We start from the raw sequence: 23,133 nt of genomic DNA, 5'->3' as shown, positions 1-23,133 counted from the left end.
GGAAACAGTGTGGCGCCTGCACCCGCAAGAGGTCTAGTCCACTCACGTGGTGTAGACCTGATGTCGATAGTCCAAATAGCAAGACAACAGGGTTGGTCTAGAAAAGTGCAGCGGCGCAGGACGCGTAGGACGACATGGCAGCAGGGTCTGATCGCGGCGGTGTCCGCTCTGGGAGCGACGGGGACTCTGGCGGCCTGCGGAGGCCCGGCCGGCTCCGCTGACGTGACGCTGCGGCTGGTGGCCGCGGACTACGGGAACTCACCGGCGAACAGCTCCAAGAAGTACTGGGACAAGCTGGTCCACGACTTCGAGGCGGAGCACCCGGGGATCAAGGTCGAGGTCGGCGTCTACTCCTGGAACGAGGTGGACCGCAAGGTCAAGGAGATGGTCGCCGCGGGCCATGCGCCGGACATGGCGCAGATCGGGGCGTACGCGGACTACGGGGCGGCGGGGAAGCTGTACCGGGCCGACGAGGTGCTCTCGATCCCCGTCCAGGCTGACTTCGCCTCCGAACTGAGCGACGCCGGCAAGGTGAACCGCGTTCAGTACGGCATGCCGTTCGCGGCGTCGACACGGCTCCTCTTCTACAACAAGACGCTGTTCTCCGAGGCGGGAATCACCCCTCCGACGAGCTGGAGCGAACTGGCGGCGGACGCGCGGGCGCTGAAGGCCAAAGGGGTGAAGTTCCCGTATGCGCTGCCGCTGGGCCCGGAGGAGGCGCAGGCGGAGACGATGCAGTGGCTGCTCAGCGGCGGCGACGGATACCTGGACGGCTTCGGTTCCTACGACCTCGACTCCGCCCAGAACGTGGCCACCTTCGACTGGCTCAAGGACGAGCTGGTGGACAAGGGCCTGACGGGTCCCGTCGCGCCGGGGAAGCTGAACCGCGCCGACGCCTTCGCCGCCTTCACCCGGGGCGAGGTCGGCATGCTGAATGGGCATCCCTCACTGATGAAGACGGCGCGGGCGAAGGGCGTGCGGTTCGGCATGGTGCCGATGCCGGGGGCCGACGGCCGGGCGAAGTCCACGATGGGCGTGGCGGACTGGATGACGGCGTTCAGGCAGGGCGGCCACCAGGACCAGATCCGCGCGTTCCTCGACTACGTGTACGACGAGAAGAACGTGCTGGCCCTCTCGCGGGAGTACGACCTGCTGCCGGTCACGAGCTCGGCGCAGGAGACGATGGCGGCGTCGCCCAAGGACGCGGATCTGTCGCCCTTCCTCGAGGAACTGCCGACCTCGGAGCTGTATCCCGCCGGCAAGACGTCCTGGGCGGGCGTCAGCGCGGACATCAAGCAGCAGATAGGCAGGGCGGTCGGCCCCGGCGGCAGCCCGGCGGCGATCCTGGGCGGGCTGCAGCGGTCGGCGGTGACGGCCGACAACAGCTCCGCGGGCTAGCCTCAGGCGGGGCAGGCGGGAAAGGTGTCGGTCGGCTCAGGGATCAGTCCCAGGGGGCCTCGCCCCCGTGCCCCGGGCGGCCCGACCGGCCTGTCCTCGCTCTCGCCCCTCGATCTCCCCCTCGGCTTCGGCCGAGGGGTTGGGGGGTCCGCGACGGGCCGGCTGTCGGACCCTGCGGCTACGGTTCCTCCATGGACGACCTCACCCCCCGCGAGAAGGCCATCCTCGCTCTGGAGGGACGCGGTTTCTCCGGCCCGGGGGCCAAGGAGCGTGCCATACGCGAGCAGCTCGGTCTCGCCCCGGTCCGGTACTACCAGCTGCTCAACGCCCTCCTCGACGATCCGAGAGCCCTGGCGCACGCCCCGGTCACCGTCAACCGGCTCCGCCGCGTCCGCGAGTCCCGCCGCGCCGAGCGCTGAGCGCGCCGCGCGGCGGGGCGCGCCGCCCGCGCGTCCCCGAGCCATGCGTGAGCCCGCCCTCGCGCGGATAGGGTCGTGTCATGGGCAGCCACACGGACTCCTTGCCGACGCCCGCCACTCCGGCGGGGCGCGACGGTCTCGACGCCATCCTCGCCCGGCCCGAGCGGGCCGTTCTCGCCTTCGACTTCGACGGGACGCTCGCCCCGATCGTCCCCGACCCCGATCAGGCCCGCGCCCACCCCGACGCGGTGCCGGCCCTCGCGGCCCTCGCCCCCAAGGTCGCCTCCGTCGCGGTCGTCACCGGCCGTCCGGCCGGCGTCGCCGTCCGCCACGGCGGCTTCGCGGACGTTCCCGGACTCGAACACCTCGTGGTCCTCGGCCATTACGGCGCCGAACGCTGGGACGCCCGCACCGGCACCGTCGACGCCCCCGCCCCGCATCCCGGTGTCGCCGCCGTCCGCGCCGAACTCCCCGGCGTCCTCGACCGGATCGGAGCCTGGAGGGGGACGTGGATCGAGGAGAAGGGGCGCGCCGTCGCCGTGCACACCCGCCGCGCCGAGGATCCGCAAGCCGCTTTCGAGGCCCTGCGCGAACCTCTCACCGACCTCGCCACCCGGCACGGGCTGATCGTCGAGCCGGGCCGCATGGTCCTGGAGCTGCGCCCGCCGGGCATGGACAAGGGGGTGGCCCTGCTGGAGTACCTGCGCGAGATCGGCGCGGGAGCGGTCATGTACGCCGGCGACGACCTCGGTGACCTGTCCGCCTTCGCGGCCGTCGAAAAGCTCCGCTCGGACGGCGTGCCCGGCCTCCTCGTCTGCAGCGGCAGCGAGGAGGTCACCGAACTGGCCGAACGCGCGGATCTGGTGGTCGACGGCCCCGGAGGAGTGGTGCGGCTGCTGAGGTCGTTGGCACAGCGGCTCGCCGAACCGCCCCGATAGGGGCGAGGGGGTGGGCCGCCGGCACGAGCGGCCCGCGGCCCGGAGCGGACCGCTCAACCCTCCAGCGCGGCCAGCTGTTCCAGGAACCACCGGGCCGGAGGCAGCGCCGTGGCCTGCGCGGCCAACCGCTTCGTGCGCTCCGCGCGCTCACCCGGTCCCATGGACAGTGCATGGTGCAGGGCCGCCGCCATGCCCCCGATGTCGTACGGGTTCACCGGCACCGCGTCCTCGGCCAGTTCCTCGAACGCCCCTGCCTCCCGGGACAGCACCAGTGCGCAGCCCTCGTCGGAGACCACAGGGACCTCCTTGGCGACCAGGTTCATACCGTCCCGGATCGGGTTCACCAGGGCCACGTCCGCCAGCCGGTACGCGGCCAGCGAGCGCGCGAAGTCGTCCTTCACATGCAGCTCGACCGGAGTCCAGTCCGCGGTGCCGTACCGCGAGTTGATCTCCGTCGCCACCCGCTCCACCTCCGCGGTGTAGTCCCGGTAGACGGCCAGGTCCTGGCGGGAGGGGTACGCGAAGGCGATGTGGACGACCCGTTCGCGCCATTCGGGACGGGATTCCAGCAACTCCTCGTACGCCAGCAGCCCGCGCACGATGTTCTTCGACAGCTCGGTGCGGTCCACCCGCACGATCGTCTTCCGGGGCCTGCCGTCGGGGGCCGCGCCGATCTGCTGCCGCAGCGCCGCCATCCGCTCGTTCACGTCCGGCTGGTGCGCCCGCCACCGCAGGAAGTCGGCGTCAGCGCCCAGTCCGTGCACACCGATGCGCGTGCCCGAGGCGATGCCGGGGCCGAGGACCGCGTGGCAGCACTCGGTGAACGCGTCCGCCCAGCGCTGCGTCAGGAACGCCGCCCGGTCGGCGCCCAGGATCCCGCCGAGCACCTGCGCCGCGATGTCGTCGGGCAGCATCCGGAAGTACTCCGGCGGCGCCCACGGAGTGTGCGAGAAGTGACCGATCCGCAGGTCCGGGCGCAGACCGCGGAGCATCAGGGGGGCCAGGGTGAGGTGGTAGTCCTGGATCAGGACCGCCGCGCCCTGGCCCGCCTCCTGGGCGAGCGCCTCGGCGAACGCGCGGTTGTACTCCTCGTAGGCCTTCCACTGGCGCCGGAACGTCGTGTCGAAGACCGGCTCGAGCGGCGTCTGATACAGCATGTGGTGCACGAACCACAGCACCGAGTTCGCGATGCCGTTGTACGCGTCGGCGTGCACCTGCGCGTCGATGTCGAGCATCCGTACGCGCTGCCCGCCGGTGTCGGCCGGATCGAGCGCACCGCCCGTGCGCCGGACGGCCTCACGGTCGGCGTCGTTCAGGGCGGAGCAGATCCAGACGGCGTCCGTGTCCGGGCCGATCGCCGACAGTCCGGAGACCAGTCCGCCACCGCCCCGCTTGGCGGTGAGCTCCCCCCTCTCGTCCAGCGCGTACGAGACCGGGCCGCGGTTGGAGGCGACAAGTACGGAAGCCGTGTGCGGGGAAGCCATGCCACGAAACCTAGCCCGGAGCCTAAACGCTCAAACGTTCCATTCAGCCGTATGTGGAGCCGTATACAACGGGTTCCGGAGCCATTCAGGCCGCCTTTCGTTCCATGTACTCGGCGATCTGTTCCATCGGCGGGCGCTCCTCGGTGTCCACCGAGTACGTCCGTGGCTCGAACCCACCCGCCACCCGTTCGAACTGGGTGAGGGACGGGCGGATCAGATGGCCGCGGGCCAGCCGGAGCTGTGCGGTGCGGTAGATCGCGGCGGCCATGCGGCCGAGCGCCTGTCCGTCCTGGTGGCGGTGCTTGCGCACCCCCACGTCGACCTGGGCGAGGGCGTCCAGGCCCACCAGGTGCAGGGCGTCGACCAGCATGCCGAGCTCCACCCCGTACCCGACCGGGAACGGCAGCCGTTCCAGCAGGGAACGGCGGGCCGCGTACTCGCCGCCGAGCGGCTGTACGAATCCGGCCAGCTGGGGCCAGTGCATGTTGAGCAGCGGGCGCGCCATCATCTCCGTGACACGTCCGCCCTGGCCGGCCGTGGCGCCGAGCGGCCGGTCGTACATCGCCTTCACCAGGTCCACGCCGGGGTCGGTGAGCAGTGGGCCCACGATTCCGGAGACGAACTCCGAGGAGAACTCCCTCAGGTCCGCGTCGATGAAGCAGACGATGTCGCCACGGGTGACGAGCAGGGACCGCCACAGCACCTCGCCCTTGCCGGGCACGGCCGGGATCCGCGGCAGGATCGCGTCGCGGTGGACCACCTTCGCGCCGGCTGCCGCGGCGACCTCGGAGGTGCGGTCGGTTGAGCCCGAGTCGACGACGACGATCTCGTCGACGAGCGGGACCTTCTGCATGAGGTCGTGGCGGATGGCGGCGACGATGTCGCCGACCGTCTCCTCCTCGTTGAGCGCGGGCAGCACCACACTGACCGTTGAACCGGACGAGCGTTTCGCGGCCAGGGTCTGGTGGAGCGGGCGATCGGCGAGGGACCAGGAGCGGGTGCTCAGCCAGCGCTCGACTTCTTCCAGCACAGTCTGCGGCTCCTCACGTTCGTACGGCGGTGGTCGGCAGAAGAGATCGGAAGAGATCGGAAGAGATCCCCGAGTGGGACTCCCATGGGGTGCGGGTGGTGATCCGTCCATCTCGCGGTTCGGACGACTCTCTCAACTGTCCTGGCCTTCGGTTACAGTCTTGAACAACGCCGGTGACCATCGCATGTCGGGGGTCGCCGTCGCTCACCACGGTGAAACAACCGCATACCGCTCATCCAGAGGGGCAGAGGGACACGGCCCGATGAAGCCCCGGCAACCCTCCAGTCGGTTCTCGTAGATCGCTCCTGATCGTCTTCGCGAGGCTCCCGGCTAGGGAAGGTGCCAAATCCGTCTCACGGCGAGATGCGTCGTGAGGAAGATGAGGAGAAAGGGCCTCGCCTGACATGGCTGTGCAGACAGTTGCAAGCACCACCGACTCCGTGAATCTCGGTCCCGCCGCGGCTCTCTCGTGTCGTGAGTGCGGCCACCGGGTGCCCCTCGGCCCGGTCTTCGCCTGCGAGGAGTGTTTCGGCCCGCTGGAGATCGCGTACGACTTCTCGGGCTACGACACCGAGGAACTGCGTAAGCGCATCGAGGCCGGCCCCGCCAACATCTGGCGTTATGCGCCGCTGCTGCCGGTCCCGGCGGACGTCGCCGGCAAGCCGAACCTCAACCCGGGCTGGACCAAGCTCGTCAAGGCGGACAACCTGGCGCGTGAGCTGGGCGTGACCGGCGGGCTGTACGTGAAGGACGACTCGGGCAACCCCACGCACTCCTTCAAGGACCGCGTGGTCGCCCAGGCGCTGGAGGCCGCGCGCGTCTTCGGCTTCACCACCCTCTCTTGCTCCTCCACCGGCAACCTCGCGGGCGCGGTCGGTGCCGCGGCGGCACGGGCCGGCTTTCGCTCCTGCGTCTTCATCCCGCACGACCTGGAGCAGGGCAAGATCGTCATGGCCGCGGTCTACGGCGGTCAGCTCGTCGGCATCGAGGGCAACTACGACGACGTGAACCGCTTCTGCTCCGAGCTGATCGGCGACCCGGCCGGCGAGGGCTGGGGCTTCGTCAACGTCAACCTCCGTCCGTACTACGCGGAGGGGTCCAAGACCCTGGCGTACGAGATCGCCGAGCAGCTCGGCTGGCGGCTGCCCGACCAGATCGTGGTTCCGATCGCTTCCGGCTCGCAGCTGACGAAGATCGACAAGGGGCTACAGGAACTGATCAAGCTGGGGCTCGTGGAGGACACGCCCTACAAGATCTTCGGGGCGCAGGCCGAGGGCTGCTCCCCGGTGTCGGTCGCCTTCAAGGCGGGCCAGGACGTCGTACGGCCGCAGAAGCCGAAGACGATCGCCAAGTCGCTGGCGATCGGCAACCCGGCCGACGGCCCGTACGTCCTCGACATCGCGCGCCGCACGGGCGGTGCGGTGGAGGATGTGACGGACGATCAGATCGTCGATGCCATCAAGCTGCTCGCCCGTACGGAGGGCATCTTCGCCGAGACGGCCGGTGGCGTGACCGTCGGTGTCACGCGCAAGCTCATCGAGAGCGGTGTCCTCGATCCGGCGAAGACGACGGTCGTCCTCAACACCGGCGACGGTCTCAAGACGCTGGACGCGGTGGCCGGCACCGGGCTCACCGCCACGATCCGCCCGAACCTGGACTCCTTCCGTGCGGCCGGGCTCGTCTGAGCACCCGTCCCGCCGGCCGTACCCCACCGGAGGTCACACCCCATGAGCGTCACTGTCCGCATCCCGACCATCCTGCGCCCCTACACCGGCGGCCAGGCCGAGGTTCCCGCCGAGGGCGGGAACCTGGCGGAGGTCATCGCCGACCTGGAGAAGAACCACACCGGCATCGCCGCCCGCGTCCTGGACGATCAGGGCAAGCTGCGCCGCTTCGTCAACGTGTACGTCAACGACGACGACGTCCGCTTCGAGCAGGGTCTCGAAACCGTGACGCCCGACGGCGCCGGCGTCTCCATCATCCCGGCGGTGGCGGGCGGCTGACGGTCACTCGGCCCGCCCGATCATTACCCTCGGTAACTCAGGTCACCGAGAGTTCATCGAATTGCCCTCTCCGTGAGACAAGCGGAGGGGGCAATTCTGCATGGTTGAGCACGGTACAGTTGGGGAACCCGCTCCCGGTTTCCTCGCCGGGTGCTCTGAGTTCCTGCCGTAGGCCGATAAGAAGTAGCCAAAGTAGGCAGGGTTTTTGAGCCATTCGCTCCTTTTGCAGGGCCCGACTTGCCCTGAATTCGGATGAATTCTCCGTACATTCCCGACCGGTCTTGCCCGGAATTCTCGTCCGATTGACCTGTTGCAGACGGCAGTTGGACAGATACATTCAGCCGCGGTCGACGCGTTCCGGCGCACGCCCCCAACCGTTGGGGGGTGAGGTCTGACCCGGGTCCGCGAAGTGTGGATCTGTGCAAGGGCCAGTAATAGGGGAGTTAGGCATGGCTCAGGGCACCGTCAAGTGGTTCAACGCGGAGAAGGGGTACGGCTTCATCGCGGTCGACGGTGGTGCGGATGTTTTCGTCCACTACAGCGCGATTCAGATGGACGGCTACCGCACCCTGGAAGAGGGCCAGCGGGTCGAGTTCGAGATCTCGCAGGGTCAGAAGGGGCCGCAGGCGGACATGGTCCGACTGGCCGGCTGAAGAACGCGCCGACGACTGAACTGTTCGACGTGTCGAGGGGCTCGTATCCCGGTTCGGGGTACGAGCCCCTCGGTTTGCCCCGGGCGGGGGCCGCGCGGGCGCGCCCTGGTCAGCCCGCGTTCACCTGAATACCCCCTCGCGCCCACCCGCCACCCCTCAACGAGCCCGCTCCGCGGGCGCACCTCGCGCCCGCCCGCCACCCCTTAACGAGCCCGCTCCGCGGGCGCACCTTGCACTCGGAGGGGGCGAGTGCTAATCATTGGCGTTAGCACTCTGAAGGTGAGAGTGACAAAAGAAGGACCGGGTCGGTGAGGCCACGGACCGGGTGGGGCAAGGAACCTCCGGCCGGGGCCGTCCGTCGCGGGCGCGGGCGCGGTCCGAAGTAATCACCCCCAGTCCTGGAGGGACCACTTCACATGGCCAAGATCATCGCGTTCGACGAGGAGGCGCGGCGTGGCCTCGAGCGCGGCATGAACCAGCTCGCGGACGCCGTCAAGGTGACCCTCGGCCCGAAGGGCCGCAACGTCGTCCTCGAGAAGAAGTGGGGCGCCCCCACGATCACCAACGACGGTGTCTCCATCGCCAAGGAGATCGAGCTCGAGGACCCGTACGAGAAGATCGGCGCCGAGCTGGTCAAGGAAGTCGCCAAGAAGACGGACGACGTCGCCGGTGACGGTACGACCACCGCTACCGTGCTCGCCCAGGCGCTGGTCCGCGAGGGCCTGCGCAACGTGGCCGCCGGTGCCAACCCGATGGCCCTGAAGCGCGGTATCGAGAAGGCCGTCGAGGCCGTCTCCGCCGCCCTGCTCGAGCAGGCGAAGGACGTCGAGACCAAGGAGCAGATCGCCTCCACGGCCTCCATCTCCGCCGCCGACACCCAGATCGGCGAGCTGATCGCCGAGGCCATGGACAAGGTCGGCAAGGAAGGCGTCATCACCGTCGAGGAGTCGCAGACCTTCGGTCTCGAGCTGGAGCTCACCGAGGGCATGCGCTTCGACAAGGGCTACATCTCGGCGTACTTCGCCACCGACATGGAGCGTATGGAGGCCGTCCTCGACGACCCGTACATCCTGATCGCCAACCAGAAGATCTCGTCGGTCAAGGACCTGCTCCCGCTGCTGGAGAAGGTCATGCAGTCGGGCAAGCCGCTGCTGATCATCGCCGAGGACGTCGAGGGCGAGGCCCTGTCGACCCTGGTCGTCAACAAGATCCGTGGCACCTTCAAGTCCGTCGCCGTCAAGGCCCCGGGCTTCGGTGACCGCCGCAAGGCCATGCTCGGCGACATCGCCATCCTCACGGGCGGCGAGGTCATCTCCGAGGAGGTCGGCCTCAAGCTGGAGAACGCGACCCTGGACCTCCTGGGCCGCGCCCGCAAGATCGTCGTCACCAAGGACGAGACCACCATCGTCGACGGCGCCGGCTCCTCGGAGCAGGTCAACGGCCGGGTGAACCAGATCCGCGCCGAGATCGAGAACAGCGACTCCGACTACGACCGTGAGAAGCTGCAGGAGCGCCTGGCGAAGCTGGCCGGCGGCGTGGCCGTCATCAAGGCCGGTGCCGCCACCGAGGTGGAGCTCAAGGAGCGCAAGCACCGCATCGAGGACGCCGTCCGCAACGCGAAGGCCGCCGTCGAGGAGGGCATCGTCGCCGGTGGTGGCGTTGCCCTGCTGCAGGCATCCCAGGTCTTCGAGAAGCTGGAGCTCGAGGGCGACGAGGCCACCGGTGCCGCCGCGGTCAAGCTGGCGCTCGAGGCCCCGCTGAAGCAGATCGCCGTCAACGCCGGCCTCGAGGGCGGCGTCGTGGTGGAGAAGGTGCGCAACCTGACCCCGGGCCACGGCCTGAACGCCGCGACCGGCGAGTACGTCGACCTGGTCAAGGAAGGCATCATCGACCCGGCGAAGGTGACCCGTTCCGCGCTGCAGAACGCCGCCTCCATCGCCGCGCTGTTCCTCACCACCGAGGCCGTCATCGCCGACAAGCCGGAGAAGGCCGCCGCGCCCGCCGGTGGCGGCATGCCGGGCGGTGACATGGACTTCTGATCAACCCCGGTTGATCGACCGTCCTTCAGACCGAGGGCGGCACCCCCTTCAGACAGGGGGTGCCGCCCTCGGGCGTGCCCGGGATCACACGCGGGGCCGCCTGCGTGCCGGAATGCCATACCGACCGGACGGGTTGTCTTCTACGCAAGGTTATCGATGCATGTGCACATACCAGCTGGTTCCCCCAGCCTGATCCCTGCCGAGGAGCTCCCCCACGTGACTGCCCCCGCCTCCGCCTCCCGCGCGGCCCAGATCCTGTCCCGTCCCGTCACGCTGAATGGCCTGACCGTCCCGAACCGGATCGTCATGGCGCCCATGACCCGACAGTTCTCGCCGGGTGGCGTCCCCGGCGAGAACGTGGTCTCGTACTACGAGCGCCGCGCGGCCGCCGGCGTCGGCCTGATCGTCACCGAGGGCACCTATGTGGGCCACGACTCAGCCGGTCAGAGCGACCGCGTCCCGCGGTTCCACGGCGAGGGGCAGCTGGCCGGCTGGGCCAAGGTGGCCGAAGCGGTGCACGCGGCCGGCGGGACGATCGTGCCGCAGCTGTGGCACATCGGCATGGTGCGCAGGCAGGGTCAGCCGCCGTTCGCGGACGCGCCCGCCGTCGGCCCCTCCGGACTGCGCCTCGACGGCACCGAGGGCGCCGGCGAGGCGATGACCCGGCAGGACCTGGACGATGTCATCGGCGCGTTCGCCGAGGGTGCCGCTGCCGCGGAGCGGATCGGCTTCGACGGCGTCGAGCTGCACGGCGCCCACGGCTATCTGCTCGACCAGTTCCTGTGGTCGGGCACCAACCGGCGCACCGACACGTACGGTGGCGACCCGGTGGCCCGCACGAAGTTCGCCGCGGAGATCGTGGCCGCCGTGCGGGAGGCGGTCTCGCCGCACTTCCCGGTCCTCTTCCGCTACTCGCAGTGGAAGCAGGAGGCCTACGACGCCCGGCTCGCCGAGACCCCGGACGAGCTGGAGGCGATCCTGACCCCGCTGGCCGCGGCCGGTGTCGACGTCTTCCACGCCTCCACCCGCCGGTACTGGCTCCCGGAGTTCGAGGGTTCCGACCTCAACCTCGCGGGCTGGACCAAGAAGCTGACCGGCAAGCAGGTGATCACCGTCGGCTCGGTGGGCCTGGACGGCGACTTCCTCAAGGGCTTCCAGGGCGAGGGCGCCCCGCTCAAGGGGATCGACGACCTCCTGGACCGCCTCGAGCGCGACGAGTTCGACATGGTGGCCGTCGGTCGCGCGCTGCTCCAGGACCCGCAGTGGGCGCGGAAGGTCCTCGAGGGCCGCTTCGACGAGCTGAAGCCCTACGACGCCGCAGCCCTGAAGACCCTGCACTGAGCGACCCGTGCCACCCCGCGCCCGAGCGGCGCGGGGTGGCCGGGCGTCCGGACGAGGAACGCCGAGGCCCGCCTTTTAGCTTGCTTAAGTCAATCAATCGGATTAAGGTTGCCTGAGTCAAGCACGCCTGCACTCCGACGGAGGCGCCCTTCCATGTCCGACGCACCCACCCGGCCCGCCGGAGCATCCGCAGCACCCGGATCGAACCTCCTGGTCGTGGTGCTCGCCTTCGGCGGCATCGTGGTCTCGCTGATGCAGACCCTGGTGATCCCCATCGTCCCGGAGCTGCCCAAGCTCCTGAACGCCTCGTCGTCGGACACGGCCTGGGCCGTCACCGCGACCCTGCTCGCCGCCGCCGTCGCCACCCCGGTGATGGGCCGGCTGGGCGACATGTACGGCAAGCGCCGCATGCTGCTGGTCGGGCTGGCCATGCTGGTGCTGGGCTCGGTCACCGTGGCGCTGAGCGACGGCCTGACGCCGGTGATCGTGGGACGCGCCCTCCAAGGGCTGGCGTCCGGCGTCATCCCGCTCGGCATCAGCATCATGCGCGACGAACTGCCCGCCGAGCGGCTGGGATCGGCGACCGCGATGATGAGCGCCTCTCTCGGGGTCGGCGGCGCCCTCGGTCTGCCGACCGCCGCGGTGATCGCCGAGAACTTCGACTGGCACATGCTGTTCTGGACCTCGGCCGTGCTCGGTGCGGTCGCGGCCGTGCTCGTCCTGGTATTCGTACCGGAGTCGGCGGTGCGCAGCGGTGGCCGCTTCGACGTGCTGGGCGCCCTCGGCATGGCGGCCGGTCTGGTCTGCCTTCTGCTGGCGGTCTCCAAGGGCGCCGACTGGGGCTGGAGCGGCGGCACCACGCTCGGCCTGTTCGCCGCGGCCGTCGTGATCCTGGTGGTGTGGGGCGTCTTCGAACTGCGCATCGAGCAGCCGCTGGTGGACCTGCGCACCACGGCCCGCCGTCAGGTGCTGGTCACCAACCTGGCCTCGGTGGCGCTCGGCTTCGGCATGTTCGCCATGTCCCTCGTCATCCCCCAGCTTCTGCAGCTGCCCGCGGCCACCGGCTACGGCCTCGGCAAGTCCCTGCTGACGGCCGGCCTGGTCATGGCACCCTCCGGCCTGGTGATGATGGCCACGGCCCCGGTCTCCGCCGCCGTCTCACGCGCCAAGGGACCCAAGGTCACCCTGATGATCGGCTCGCTGATCGTGGCCGCCGGCTACGGAATCAACATCCTGCTGATGGACCAGGTCTGGCACTTCGTGCTGGTCTCCTGTGTCATCGGCGCCGGTGTCGGCTTCACCTACGGTGCGATGCCCGCCCTGATCATGGGCGCCGTGCCCGCGTCCGAGACCGGGGCGGCCAACAGCCTCAACACCCTGATGCGGTCCATCGGTACGTCCACCGCGAGCGCCGTGGCCGGCGTCATCCTCGCCCACATGACCACCACGCTTGGGCCCGTCACCCTGCCCGCGGAGAGCGGCTTCAAGACCGTCCTGGCCATCGGCGCCGGTGCCGCACTGATCGCCTTCGCCGTGGCGTCCTTCATCCCGCGCCGCGGCCCGGCCGACGAGCGGTCCTCGTCCGCCACGGGAGCAGGCGCGCAGGAACCGGCAGGTGAGGTCTCCGGCGCCACGTCGTGACGCTGCTTCGGCAGGAATGCGCAGGCCGGCGGCGCATGAGGTACCGGGTACCTCTGCGGCGCCGAGCCGCGCGGGGCCCTCGCCGCTCTCCGGCTGGAGAAGGCTGCGGACCGGGGTCAGCTCCCCGCCTTCTCCAGCGCCAGGCGCAGCCGTCCTCCGCTCTCCGCGAGCAGCCGGGCCGCCGACGGTCCGTCCACATCGCCCAGGATGGTCAGGATCGCGTTCTTGACCTCGCCGTCGGTGGCGGCGAGGGCGCGTTCGATCTCCTCGTCCGACGCGCCCGTGGCCAGGGCCACGATGCGGCGGGAGCGGGCCCGCAGCTTGTCGTTGGAGGCACGGACGTCGACCATCAGGTTCCCGTACGTCTTGCCCAGCCGGATCATCGTGATCGTCGAGAGCATGTTGAGGACCAGCTTCTGCGCGGTGCCCGCCTTCAGACGCGTCGAGCCGGTCAGCAGTTCGGGTCCGACGATGATCTCGATGCCGTGGTCGACGGCGGCCGCGAGGGGGCTGTCCGCGTTGCAGGACAGGCCGACCGTGAGTGCGCCGCGCGCCCGGGCGTGTTCCACCGCCGCGACGGCGTACGGTGTACGGCCCGAGGCGGAGACGCCGACCACCGTGTCACGGTCCGTCAGCCCCAGCGCGTCGAGATCTTCGGCCGCGAGTTCCCGGGAGTCCTCCGCGCCTTCGACCGAGGTCACCATCGCGCCGGGGCCGCCCGCGATCAGGCCCACCACCTGCGAGGGGTCCGTGTTGAAGGTCGGCGGGCACTCGGAGGCGTCCAGGATGCCGAGCCGTCCCGCGGTGCCCGCGCCCGCGTAGACGAGGCGGCCACCGCGGGCCATCCGCTCGGCGATGTCGTCGATCGCGGCGGCGATCTGCGGGAGCAGGGCGGCCACTGCGGCCGGCACGGTCGCGTCCTCGCCGTTCATGATCTTCGCGATCTCCAGCGTCGGCAGCTGGTCGATCTCGGCCAGTTCGGGCCGGAACGCCTCGGTGGTCAGCGTCTCCAGCTCGGCTCGGAGATCGCGGGGGCGGGACGAGGAGGTCATGACGGACGGCTCTTTCCGGTGCGTGTGGTGTCGCGCCCTCGCTGGCGCGCCGGGAACTGCGTGACCGGCCGTGGGACCCGCGGCCGTACTGCCTCGTTCGGTCCTGGCCTCCCGCGGAGCGTCACCGCTTCGTTCCGCCGCGTGGGCGGTGACGGTGCGCCAGGGCCTCGTACGAGGCGGACAGGGCGGGCGCCGCGGTCTCGTACGTCCGTTGCGCCACGCCGACGAACAGGCAGTCCACGACGAGGAGTTGGCTGGTGCGCGAGGACATCGCGGCCGGCCTGAGCTCGCTCTCGCGCGCCGTGGACGTGGTGAGGATGTGGTCGGCGTACTGCGTCACGGGCCCGTCCGGGCGGCCGGTGATCGCCACGGTCGTCGCGCCGTGCTCGAAGGCCACGCGCAGCGGCTCGATCACGTCGCCGGTGGAGCCGGAGTGGGTGATCGCGATCGCCACGTCCTTCGCGCGCAGCTGCACGGCGTTGGTGACCGCGAGATGGGGGTCGTTGGGCGCATGCGCTATGAGCCCTATGCGCAGCAGTTTCTGGACGAGGTCCTGGGCGACGAGCCCGGACGCCCCGATGCCGTACACGTCGATGCGGCGAGCGGTGGCGAGCGCCGCGACCGCGGCTCCGAGCTGCACGGTGTCGATTCCGGCCGCCGTGTCCGCGAGGGTCTGCTGCTCGTCGTAGGCGAGCTTGGCGACGACGTCCCCGATGGAGTCGTCGACGGCGATGTCGGCGGTGACGGCCGGGGCGCGGCCCGACTGCTGATGGGCGGCGAGTCCGGCGAGGGCGAGCCGCAGGTCGCGGTAGCCGGGATAGCCGAGGAGTCGGGCCGTGCGGACGACGGTTGCCTCGCTGGTCCCGGTCAGTTCGGCGAGCCCGGTCACCGTGAGGGCCGCGCAGCCGGCCGGGTCACCGGCGACCGCCTCGGCGACGCGCTGCATGGACCGCGTCATCGAGGGTGCGAGGGTCCGCACCTTTGCGGAGAGCGCGGCGGGGGCGGGCGGCGCCTCCGGGCCCACGGACCCCGGGAAAATTCCCTTCACATCCTGGGACACGAAGTGAAAGATATTTTCCGTTCGGACGTCGGGTCAAGAGTGCGCACAATAGGTGCATGGACCCCATCAGCCCCCTGGAGCAGGCCTTGCACGCTGCTCGCGCCCTCGTGCTGGCCGATCTGGTCGCGGGAGAGGTCGCCGAGGCGGACGTCGTCTCGATCGTCGAGGACTCCGTCGCACAGCGTCGATGGTGGGTCGAACAGTGGCCGGACGGTGCGGAGTACGTGGCGGGACTGGTCGCGCAGGACGTCCAGGACGCACTGCTGGAGCGGTACGGGCGCTGGCCGCTGTGCCCCGTCTGCGGCACCGGCGACCCGCACGCTCTCGACGTCGAGCCGGAACTCGGCCCCGATCCGCACTGGGTGTGCTCCCAGGCGGGCGTGAAGGTCGCGGCGGTCGGCTCTCTCGCGCAGGCGACGGGCGGGATGCCGTCCTCGTGACGATCTATGTCGACCCTCCCACCTGGCCGGGCCACGGCCGTATGTGGTCGCACCTGATCAGCGACGTCTCGTTCGAGGAACTGCACGCGTTCGCCGAGGAGCTGGACCTACCGCGCCGCGCCTTCGAACGCGACCACTACGACCTCCCGTCCGACCGGTACGCGGACGCGGTGCGGGCCGGGGCGGTGGAGGTCAGGAGCCGCGACGTGGTGCGGCTGCTGCACGCGTCCGGGCTGCGCAGGCGCAAGGGCCGCGTTCCCGGGCTCAGCCGTCCAGTGCGTACGCGTAGGTCTGCTCGTCCTCACTCACACGGGTGAACCCGGCCCGTGTGACCACACCCTGCGAGGGGATGTTCGCCCGGTCGACGGTCGCGAGGAGGGTCCGCACGCCGCGCCCGGCCAGTGCCCAGGCCGCGAGGGCGCGCAGCGCCTCGGTGGCGTAGCCGTTCCCCCGGGCGCCCTCGACCAGGTCGTAGCCGACCTCCACTCGGCCCTCCTCGTCCGGGTGACCGTGGAAGCCCATGCTCCCGACGGCCCGTCCGTCCTCGGTCCGCACGAGCACGAACACCCCCCACTCCGGCCGGTGCACCCCCGCCGCGTACGCCTTGAGGAGCATGCCGGCCGCGTCGCGTGTGCCCTCGAAGGGGCCGCCGTCGAGCCACTTGAAGCCGCCCGTCCCGCCCAGACGCAGATCGGTGGCGGCCGCCGGAGTGACGCCCTGAAGAGTGATTCGTGCGGTGGGGATCACCGGGTTGTTGCTCCAGCGCCACTCGGTCACCGGGACGCGTCCCGGCAGGTCGCCGCGACCTGTGGCCCACAGGAGGGTGCGCCAGTGGTCGGGGTCGGGTCTCACGTGCGGGAAGAGCCGGGTCAGCACGTCCTCGCAGAGCTCGGCGGGCGGTTCGTACGCGAGTCCGAGGCCCTGCGCCATGTCGTGCGTGTGCAGCAGGACCTCGGCGACGCCCATCGCGGCGAACCCCTCCCGGTCCGCACTGCGGAAGGGGTAGGGGTGGAAGGCCCGCACCTGGCGGGGCGTGGTGGAGACGACGGCGGCGAGCAGCACTCCCGCGGTCTCGATCACCTGCAGTGCGCCCTCGTTGCCGGCGTCGTCCTCGAGCACGATGTCGAAGGGCACGTACGCGTCCTGCGCCCGCCCCGCCAACTGCCCGGCGTACGCGAAGAGGTCACCCGCGATGTGCTCGGCGGTACGGCGGCAGTCCCACTCGAGCCGCCCCGCCCTGACCTTGCTCCAGTCCCGGTCCACGCCGGCCCGCAACGCGGCCACGGCCCCCTCGACGGCTTCCGTCACCCGTTCCCCACCCATGCTCCGCATGCCGAGCAGGGTAGGCGGCGCCGGTTCTCAGAGCGACAGCATTTCCAGCTCGGACCCGATGTTGTACCGGGCTGTCGCCTCCCAGCGCTCCTGCCCGTACGGGGTCCTGAACAGCTGGGGCAATTCCAGAAGTTGGCGGAGGACGGTGGCACGGCCCGCGCGGAAGGCGTCGTTCGGCACGAAGCCGTACTCCTCGCGGACGGCGGCCGTATACGTGGCGTACGCGGACGGGGGCGAGGCGAGGATCGCCAGGTCGGCGTCGCACAGCACCTGGCCGTTGCGGTCGTCGTCGGCGGGGTCGTGGGTGACCGTGAGGCGCACCAGACGGGCGACCTCGGCCGTCGTGGTCTGCGCCACCCCTGCCTCGGGGAGCGCGCGCTCGGCGAGGCGCGCGGAGCGCTCCTCGTTCTCCGAGCGGTCCGGCTGGTAGACCGCGTCGTGGAACCAGGCGGCCAGACGCACCGCTTCCGGGTCGTCGGCGAACTCCGCCAGAACGTCGACGTGGTCCAGCACCGCCGCCAGATGCTCGACCGTGTGGTACCGGCGCTGCGGCTCCGACCAGCGGTGTAGCAGGTTGTCGGCGAAGGGCGCGGGGTCGGGCTCCGGGGCGCCCTTCCGCGCCGCGAGCAGAGTGCGCAGCCAACGGGAACGCAACGCGTCGAGATCGGTCATGCGGGCATTCTTCCGTGTTCCGGGGGCGGACCGCTGTGCCCGGCCGGCACGAACGGTGAGCGTCCGACGGCCCACCGGCCGGCCGGCGGAGACCAGCCGACTTCTGCGACCGTCCGCGCCCCAGGGACCGCCGGGCTACGTGATCTTCTCGCCCCCAACACCGCGCCGTCGTACCCTTGAATTGGACTAGACCTATAGTTGCTCCAGGGAACACCGATGGAAGGGGTCCTATGAGCACGCGTGCAGTCCTGGAGGTGATCGCCCTCGGCGTCGAGGACGCGGTCGCCGCCCAGGCCGGAGGCGCGGACCGCCTCGAGCTGGTCACCGACATCGCCGCCGACGGGCTCACCCCGCCCGCGGAGACCTTCGCGGGGATCCGCGCCGCCGTCGGCATCTCGCTGCGCGTGATGCTCCGGCTGCGGGACGGCTTCGCGGCCGGTGACGTCGAGGACCTCGTCCGGACCGCGCGCGAGCTGCGTGCTGCCGGTGCCGACGAGTTCGTGTTCGGTTTCCTGGGCGAGGACGGCAGCCCGGACCTCGATGCCGTGGAGCGGCTGGTCGCGGTGCTGGGGGGCTGCCACTGGACCTTCCACCGCGCGATCGACCGGGCCGCCGACCGGGACGCCCTGCGCAAGCAGCTCGCCGATCAGCCGGGCCTGGACACCTATCTCACGGCGGGTTCGCCGGACGGCGTGGACGACGGGTTGCCCACACTCGTCACCGAGGCCGCGCGGCGCGGCGAGCCCGGCTACAACCAGCGGCTCCTCGTCGGCGGCGGCCTGCGTCTGGAGCACGTGCCCCGGCTGCGCGCCGCGGGGGTCGACGCCTTCCACATCGGCGGGGCGGCCCGCACCGACGGCTGGGACTCGCCGGTCTCCGTGGACGCGGTCCGGGAGTGGCGTACGGCGGTCGACACCTGCCGGTGAGCCACCTGGGCCCGCTGCACGCGTGTCCCCGGTCACGGTCGGGCACAGGGGGCGGCGGTCTCCGGCCGCCAGGACAGCACACCTGGACGCACGGGGCGGGAGGCCGCCCCTCCTCGCCGTCCATCGGCCCCGCGCCTCCTTGAACGAACCAGCGTCCGCCGGACAAAGCAATCGCGGCGGGCGCCGGTCGGTGGGGCGGGCGCGGTGGCCGTCGCCGTCCCGTCCGGCAGCCGGTTCAGGCGAGCTGCGGCGGTAGGGGGGCCGCGTGGGTGACGATCAGGCCCGAGACCGCTCGGGTGAGGGTCACGTACAGCCGGCGCAGGCCCGTGCGCTCGTCCGGTTCGCCGTCGACGACCGCCTGCGGTTCGTCGAGGACCACGTAGTCGTACTCCAGACCCTTGGCGAGCGAGGCCGGGACCAGGGTCAGCCGGGTCTCCCGGGTCGTCTCCTCACCCGGGCCGAGGTGGCCGATGCCCGCCGCGGCGAGCGCCTCGGCGAGCGACGGGACCCTGGCGTCGGCCGCGATCAGGCCGATCGAGCCCTCGTTGCGCAGCAACTCGGCACAGGCGGAGACCACTTCGCCGGCCTCGCTGATCGGGCGCACCTGGAAGAAGCCCGGGTTCTCACGCACCGACGCCACCGGCGTCAGGCCCGGCGCGATGTGCGGCAGCAGCCGGGAGGCGTATGTGATCACGTCTGTCGGCACACGGAAACCGGCCGTCAGCTCCTCGACCATCGCCTCCTGCTTCCCGAGGTGAGTGAGCGCCTCCTGCCAACTCCGCGTGGCCCAGGGGGTGGTGCCCTGGGCGAGGTCGCCGAGCACGGTCGCCGAACCGGTCGTGCAGCGCCGGCCGACCGCGCGGTACTGCATCGGGGAGAGGTCCTGCGCCTCGTCGAGCACGACGTGCCCGAGTGAGTGGGTGCGCTGGACGAGGTCGGTGGCCTCGTCGATCAGCACGGCGTCCGCGGGCGACCACTTGGCGGACTTCACCGAGCGCACCGGCTTCGCCCAGAGGATCGTCTTCCGCTCGTCCTCGTCGAGGATCCCGTCCGCGTGCACGGCGAGGAAGTCGGCGTCGGAGAGCAGCCGCAGGACCAGCTTCGCCGGGTCGACCGCAGGCCAGATCTCCTTGACCGCCGCCTTCACCGCGGCGCTGCGGGCGACGGCGTCCTGCACACGGTCGTCGGGTGCCTCTCCCGCTCGCTCCATCTGGACCAGCACGGCATGCGCGATCCGCTGCGGCAGGGCCTCGCGGGCGGCGCCGTAGCGGATGTCGCGGTCGAGCAACTCCCGCACGATCTCCTCGAGTTCGTACGCCGGCACACGCCAGCGGCGGGAGCCGCGCACCACCACGACGGGCTCGGTGGGCGTCGTCACGTGGGAGCGGACGGCGCGGCGGAGCACCTCGGCCAGGCGCGCATCGCCCTTGACCACGGCGGCGGCCGCGGTGTCCGTGCCGCGGACCTCGACATGCGCGACCAGGTCGTCGACCGTCGCCTGCCGCACCTCGAGCTCGCCGAGCGCGGGCAGCACCTGCTCGATGTAGTGCAGGAAGGACTTGTTCGGCCCGATGACGAGGGTGCCGGTGCGGGCGAGCCGTTCGCGGTGCGCGTACAGAAGGTAGGCGACCCGGTGCAGGCCGACGGCCGTCTTTCCGGTGCCGGGACCACCCTGCACGCAGACGGTTCCCGACAGTCCGGACCGCACGATCTCGTCCTGCTCGGGCTGGATGGTGGCCACGATGTCGCGCATCGGGCCGACGCGCGGGCGCTCGATCTCCTGCTGGAGCAGCTTGCTGACGGCGGCGGCCTCGCCGGGGTCGGAGAGGTGCTCGTCCTCGTACGCGGTGAGGTCGCCCCCGGTGTAGCCGAAGCGGCGGCGCAGCCCGATGTCCATCGGGTCCTTCTTCGAGGCCCGGTAGAACGGCTGGGAGACGGGCGCGCGCCAGTCGATGACCATCGGGTCGCCGTCGCCGTCGTGCACATGACGCCGGCCGATGTAGAAGCGCTCGCCGTCCGCTCCCTCCGCCTGATCGGCGCCGGGCGCGTGCAGGTAGTCGAGGCGGCCGAAGAAGAGCGGGGTGTGGCTGAGATCGGCGAGGGCCTTGATGCGCTCGTCGATCTGCCGGGCGAGCACCTCGGCGTTGACCCAGTTCGCGGTGACGTCTCTGATGTCGAGGTTCTCGACGTCCTCGCGCATCGCGCGCAGCGCGGCCCGCGAGGCGGCGAGATGCGAGCGCTCACGGGAGAGGGGGTCGCTCGCGGACGGGGCGGACAGGGGGGAGACGGGCTCGGGAGCAGACGGGGCGGACGGGGTGGACACGGAAAGGTGCCTCCGGGGCGGGCGGCGGGCCGGGCGGGGCGCGTGGGCGCACCGGCCGGGCGGCGCGGTGACGGGTGGCGGTGGTGCCGTCCGGTTTCCGTCCGGACGACGGCTCTCCGTGAAGGGAGGCGGGCAAGAGAGGAGATTCTAGGTGACGGGTGAATGGGCCGGCCAACGGTTTTTCCGGCACCTCGGGGTCGCGTGTCCGCCCGCCCTAGGGGACGGCATCCCTCCGGAGGAGTACACGGGCCCCGACCGGAGGGGGACGGTGAAGCCGTGCAGGTTACGTCCTTGGTCCGACGCCATTCGGGTCAGGCGGTTCCACCATGGAGACATGAGTGCAGGTACCTTCACCCCGGCCCGGCACGGGCCGCCGTCCGGCGCGACCGCCGTCGACGGCAACCGTCACCGCCATCGCCTCGGCGACGCCGTGCGCGCCGTCAAGGTGTTCCTCGGCGCCGCGATCGACGTGGTCCTCCTCGGCGAGTACGGCGAAGAGGCGGGCGTCCGCAGCAGCCGGTGACGGCGTCCGCGCGGCGCCCGAACGCACGGGCGGCACCGCCCGGAGTACGAGGGTCCGCTCCATATGTGACGGACCGTGACCATTCGTACACCGTCTGTGGCTTCTTCTCCGGCTTCGCTCCGCGCTCTCGATCTCAGTTCTCGGCGAGCAGTTCGTCGGCGTCCACGATCCGGTACGCGTAGCCCTGTTCCGCCAGGAAGCGCTGGCGGTGGGCGGCGAAGTCCTGGTCGATGGTGTCGCGGGCGACGACCGAGTAGAAATGCGCCTGATGGCCGTCGGCCTTGGGGCGCAGCACCCGTCCCAGCCGCTGCGCCTCCTCCTGCCGTGACCCGAACGTCCCCGACACCTGGATGGCGACGGTCGCCTCCGGCAGGTCGATGGAGAAGTTAGCGACCTTGGAGACGACGAGCACGCTGATCTCGCCCTCGCGGAAGGCACCGAAGAGCTTCTCGCGCTGTGCGTTGCTGGTCTCGCCCTTGATCACGGGCGCGCCCAGGTGCTCACCCAGCTCGTCCAGCTGGTCGATGTACTGCCCGATGACGAGGATCTGCTGCCCCGCGAAGCGCCGCACCAGGGCCTCCGTCACCTTCCGCTTGGTGTCGGTCGTGGCGCAGAACCGGTACTTCTCCTCGGTCTCCGCGGTGGCGTACGCGAGCCGCTCGGAGTCGGTGAGGTTGACCCGCACCTCCACGCAGTCGGCGGGCGCGATGTACCCCTGCGCCTCGATCTCCTTCCAGGGAGCGTCGAACCGCTTGGGGCCGATGAGGGAGAACACGTCCGACTCACGGCCGTCCTCCCGCACCAGGGTCGCCGTGAGCCCGAGCCGCCGCCGCGCCTGGAGGTCCGCGGTGAACTTGAAGACGGGCGCGGGCAGCAGGTGCACCTCGTCGTAGACGATGAGTCCCCAGTCCCGGGAGTCGAACAGCTCCAGGTGCGGGTAGACACCCTTCCGCTTGGTGGTGAGCACCTGGTAGGTCGCGATGGTGACCGGCCGGATCTCCTTGCGCGTACCGGAGTACTCGCCGATCTCGTCCTCGGTGAGCGAGGTCCGCTTCACCAACTCGTGCTTCCACTGCCGTGCGGAGACGGTGTTGGTGACGAGGATGAGGGTGGTGGCCTTGGCCTGCGCCATGGAACCGGCGCCCACCAGCGTCTTGCCGGCGCCGCAGGGCAGGACCACGACGCCGCTGCCGCCGTGCCAGAAGTTCTCCACGGCCTGCTTCTGGTAGGGCCGCAGGGCCCAGCCGTCCTCGCGCAGTTCGATGGGGTGCGCCTCGCCGTCCACGTAACCGGCGAGGTCCTCGGCGGGCCAGCCCAGCTTGAGCAGCGTCTGCTTGATCTGCCCGCGCTCGGAGGGATGGACGGCGACCGTGTCCTGGTCGATCCGGGTCCCGACCAGCGGGGCGATCCGCTTCGAGCGCAGCACCTCCTCCAGGACGGGCCGGTCGGTGGTCGTCAGGACAAGCCCGTGCGCGGGGTGCTTGGTGAGGGTCAGCCGTCCGTACCGGTCCATGGTCTCGGCGATGTCGACCAGCAGCGCGTGCGGCACCGGATAGCGGCTGTACTGCACGAGCGCGTCCACGACCTGCTCGGCGTCGTGCCCGGCGGCCCGCGCGTTCCACAGTCCCAGCGGGGTCACCCGATAGGTGTGGATGTGCTCGGGTGCCCTCTCCAGTTCGGCGAACGGCGCGATGGCCCGACGGCAGTCGTCTGCCTGCTCGTGATCGACTTCGAGAAGCAGGGTCTTGTCGGACTGGACGATGAGAGGACCATTCACGCGCGGCACCCTTTCCCTGTGGCCAAACGTCCAGTGTGCCTCATCCGGGGGTGATCACGGCAGGGCATGGCACACGGCCCAC

At 70.7% G+C, this 23,133-nt stretch carries 21 protein-coding genes and 1 riboswitch; of the genes, 13 read left to right on the top strand and 8 right to left on the bottom strand.

The genetic code is table 11. The features are described 5' to 3' along the window. The first annotated feature begins 105 nt into the window (after window positions 1-105). The 3 genes from ACWDA7_RS06300 to otsB all read left to right on the top strand — a co-directional run bounded on the left by ACWDA7_RS06300 (window position 106) and on the right by otsB (window position 2,755). Window positions 106-1,398, top strand: coding sequence for an ABC transporter substrate-binding protein (locus tag ACWDA7_RS06300; protein WP_450603019.1), 1,293 nt, complete (start codon window positions 106-108; stop codon window positions 1,396-1,398). A gap of 191 nt (window positions 1,399-1,589) precedes the next feature. After that, window positions 1,590-1,817 (top strand): DUF3263 domain-containing protein, encoded by a 228-nt coding sequence (locus ACWDA7_RS06295; protein WP_450603018.1) that lies wholly within the window; start codon window positions 1,590-1,592, stop codon window positions 1,815-1,817. A gap of 80 nt (window positions 1,818-1,897) precedes the next feature. Then, window positions 1,898-2,755 carry a trehalose-phosphatase gene (gene otsB, locus ACWDA7_RS06290; protein ID WP_450603017.1) on the top strand — a complete coding sequence of 286 codons (858 nt, stop codon included), beginning with the start codon at window positions 1,898-1,900 and terminating at the stop codon, window positions 2,753-2,755. 53 nt (window positions 2,756-2,808) lie between these two features. Here the strand turns inward: otsB and ACWDA7_RS06285 are convergent, their stop codons facing one another. Next, window positions 2,809-4,239: an alpha,alpha-trehalose-phosphate synthase (UDP-forming) gene (locus ACWDA7_RS06285; protein ID WP_450603016.1), complete on the bottom strand. Its 1,431-nt coding sequence runs from the start codon at window positions 4,237-4,239 to the stop codon at window positions 2,809-2,811. A gap of 85 nt (window positions 4,240-4,324) precedes the next feature. Continuing rightward, window positions 4,325-5,269 carry a glucosyl-3-phosphoglycerate synthase gene (locus tag ACWDA7_RS06280; RefSeq protein WP_450603015.1) on the bottom strand — a complete coding sequence of 315 codons (945 nt, stop codon included), beginning with the start codon at window positions 5,267-5,269 and terminating at the stop codon, window positions 4,325-4,327. Window positions 5,270-5,498: 229 nt separating this feature from the next. Further along, a riboswitch (SAM riboswitch) is annotated at window positions 5,499-5,655 on the top strand. A gap of 18 nt (window positions 5,656-5,673) precedes the next feature. Between ACWDA7_RS06280 and thrC the strand changes: the two genes are divergently transcribed. The 6 genes from thrC to ACWDA7_RS06250 all read left to right on the top strand — a co-directional run bounded on the left by thrC (window position 5,674) and on the right by ACWDA7_RS06250 (window position 12,946). Then, entirely contained in the window at window positions 5,674-6,954 is a 1,281-nt protein-coding gene (thrC, locus tag ACWDA7_RS06275; RefSeq protein ID WP_450603014.1) for a threonine synthase, read from the top strand. A 42-nt stretch (window positions 6,955-6,996) separates the two neighbouring features. Continuing rightward, window positions 6,997-7,272: a MoaD/ThiS family protein gene (locus ACWDA7_RS06270; protein WP_359399853.1), complete on the top strand. Its 276-nt coding sequence runs from the start codon at window positions 6,997-6,999 to the stop codon at window positions 7,270-7,272. Window positions 7,273-7,721: 449 nt separating this feature from the next. After that, a complete protein-coding gene (locus tag ACWDA7_RS06265) occupies window positions 7,722-7,925 on the top strand; it encodes a cold-shock protein (protein WP_009339379.1) in 204 nt (67 codons plus the stop codon). Between the two features lie 416 nt (window positions 7,926-8,341). After that, window positions 8,342-9,964, top strand: a complete 1,623-nt coding sequence (groL, locus tag ACWDA7_RS06260; protein ID WP_359399848.1) for a chaperonin GroEL — start codon at window positions 8,342-8,344, stop codon at window positions 9,962-9,964. 216 nt (window positions 9,965-10,180) lie between these two features. Next, on the top strand, window positions 10,181-11,305 hold the full coding sequence (locus tag ACWDA7_RS06255; protein WP_450603013.1) for an NADH:flavin oxidoreductase: 1,125 nt from the start codon (window positions 10,181-10,183) through the stop codon (window positions 11,303-11,305). 153 nt (window positions 11,306-11,458) lie between these two features. Next, the gene (locus ACWDA7_RS06250) at window positions 11,459-12,946 is read left to right on the top strand and encodes an MFS transporter (RefSeq protein ID WP_450603012.1); all 1,488 of its coding nucleotides are present in this window, start codon (window positions 11,459-11,461) and stop codon (window positions 12,944-12,946) included. Window positions 12,947-13,062: 116 nt separating this feature from the next. Here the strand turns inward: ACWDA7_RS06250 and murQ are convergent, their stop codons facing one another. Together murQ and ACWDA7_RS06240 are read right to left on the bottom strand one after the other, a co-directional pair. Beyond that, window positions 13,063-13,998: an N-acetylmuramic acid 6-phosphate etherase gene (gene murQ, locus ACWDA7_RS06245; protein ID WP_450603010.1), complete on the bottom strand. Its 936-nt coding sequence runs from the start codon at window positions 13,996-13,998 to the stop codon at window positions 13,063-13,065. Between the two features lie 121 nt (window positions 13,999-14,119). Then, complete coding sequence (locus ACWDA7_RS06240; RefSeq protein ID WP_359399836.1) at window positions 14,120-15,058, bottom strand: MurR/RpiR family transcriptional regulator; 939 nt, start codon at window positions 15,056-15,058, stop codon at window positions 14,120-14,122. 56 nt (window positions 15,059-15,114) lie between these two features. On the opposite strand from ACWDA7_RS06240, the gene ACWDA7_RS06235 reads away from it, so the two are divergent. Both ACWDA7_RS06235 and ACWDA7_RS06230 read left to right on the top strand, forming a co-directional pair. Continuing rightward, window positions 15,115-15,498 carry a hypothetical protein gene (locus ACWDA7_RS06235; RefSeq protein WP_360993251.1) on the top strand — a complete coding sequence of 128 codons (384 nt, stop codon included), beginning with the start codon at window positions 15,115-15,117 and terminating at the stop codon, window positions 15,496-15,498. Then, a complete protein-coding gene (locus tag ACWDA7_RS06230) occupies window positions 15,495-15,815 on the top strand; it encodes a DUF4031 domain-containing protein (protein ID WP_450603009.1) in 321 nt (106 codons plus the stop codon). The genes ACWDA7_RS06235 and ACWDA7_RS06230 overlap by 4 nt, the downstream gene beginning before the upstream one ends. Here ACWDA7_RS06230 and ACWDA7_RS06225 read toward each other — a convergent pair. Together ACWDA7_RS06225 and ACWDA7_RS06220 are read right to left on the bottom strand one after the other, a co-directional pair. Next, window positions 15,763-16,830 (bottom strand): GNAT family N-acetyltransferase, encoded by a 1,068-nt coding sequence (locus tag ACWDA7_RS06225; protein WP_450603008.1) that lies wholly within the window; start codon window positions 16,828-16,830, stop codon window positions 15,763-15,765. The genes ACWDA7_RS06230 and ACWDA7_RS06225 overlap by 53 nt on opposite strands. Window positions 16,831-16,857: 27 nt before the next feature. Beyond that, window positions 16,858-17,502: an HD domain-containing protein gene (locus ACWDA7_RS06220; protein ID WP_450603007.1), complete on the bottom strand. Its 645-nt coding sequence runs from the start codon at window positions 17,500-17,502 to the stop codon at window positions 16,858-16,860. A 230-nt stretch (window positions 17,503-17,732) separates the two neighbouring features. On the opposite strand from ACWDA7_RS06220, the gene ACWDA7_RS06215 reads away from it, so the two are divergent. Further along, window positions 17,733-18,428, top strand: coding sequence for a copper homeostasis protein CutC (locus ACWDA7_RS06215; RefSeq protein WP_450603006.1), 696 nt, complete (start codon window positions 17,733-17,735; stop codon window positions 18,426-18,428). A 235-nt stretch (window positions 18,429-18,663) separates the two neighbouring features. On the opposite strand, the gene ACWDA7_RS06210 is transcribed toward ACWDA7_RS06215, so the two are convergent. Then, the gene (locus ACWDA7_RS06210; protein ID WP_450603005.1) at window positions 18,664-20,751 is read right to left on the bottom strand and encodes a HelD family protein; all 2,088 of its coding nucleotides are present in this window, start codon (window positions 20,749-20,751) and stop codon (window positions 18,664-18,666) included. 334 nt (window positions 20,752-21,085) lie between these two features. Between ACWDA7_RS06210 and ACWDA7_RS06205 the strand changes: the two genes are divergently transcribed. After that, a complete protein-coding gene (locus ACWDA7_RS06205; RefSeq protein WP_359399818.1) occupies window positions 21,086-21,274 on the top strand; it encodes a hypothetical protein in 189 nt (62 codons plus the stop codon). 133 nt (window positions 21,275-21,407) lie between these two features. Here ACWDA7_RS06205 and ACWDA7_RS06200 read toward each other — a convergent pair whose 3' ends face one another. After that, a complete protein-coding gene (locus tag ACWDA7_RS06200) occupies window positions 21,408-23,051 on the bottom strand; it encodes a DNA repair helicase XPB (protein ID WP_450603004.1) in 1,644 nt (547 codons plus the stop codon). Window positions 23,052-23,133 lie beyond the last annotated feature (82 nt).

This window comes from Streptomyces sp. NPDC001156, assembly GCF_053598275.1.
This window is presented reverse-complemented; position numbering and strand designations above follow the sequence as displayed.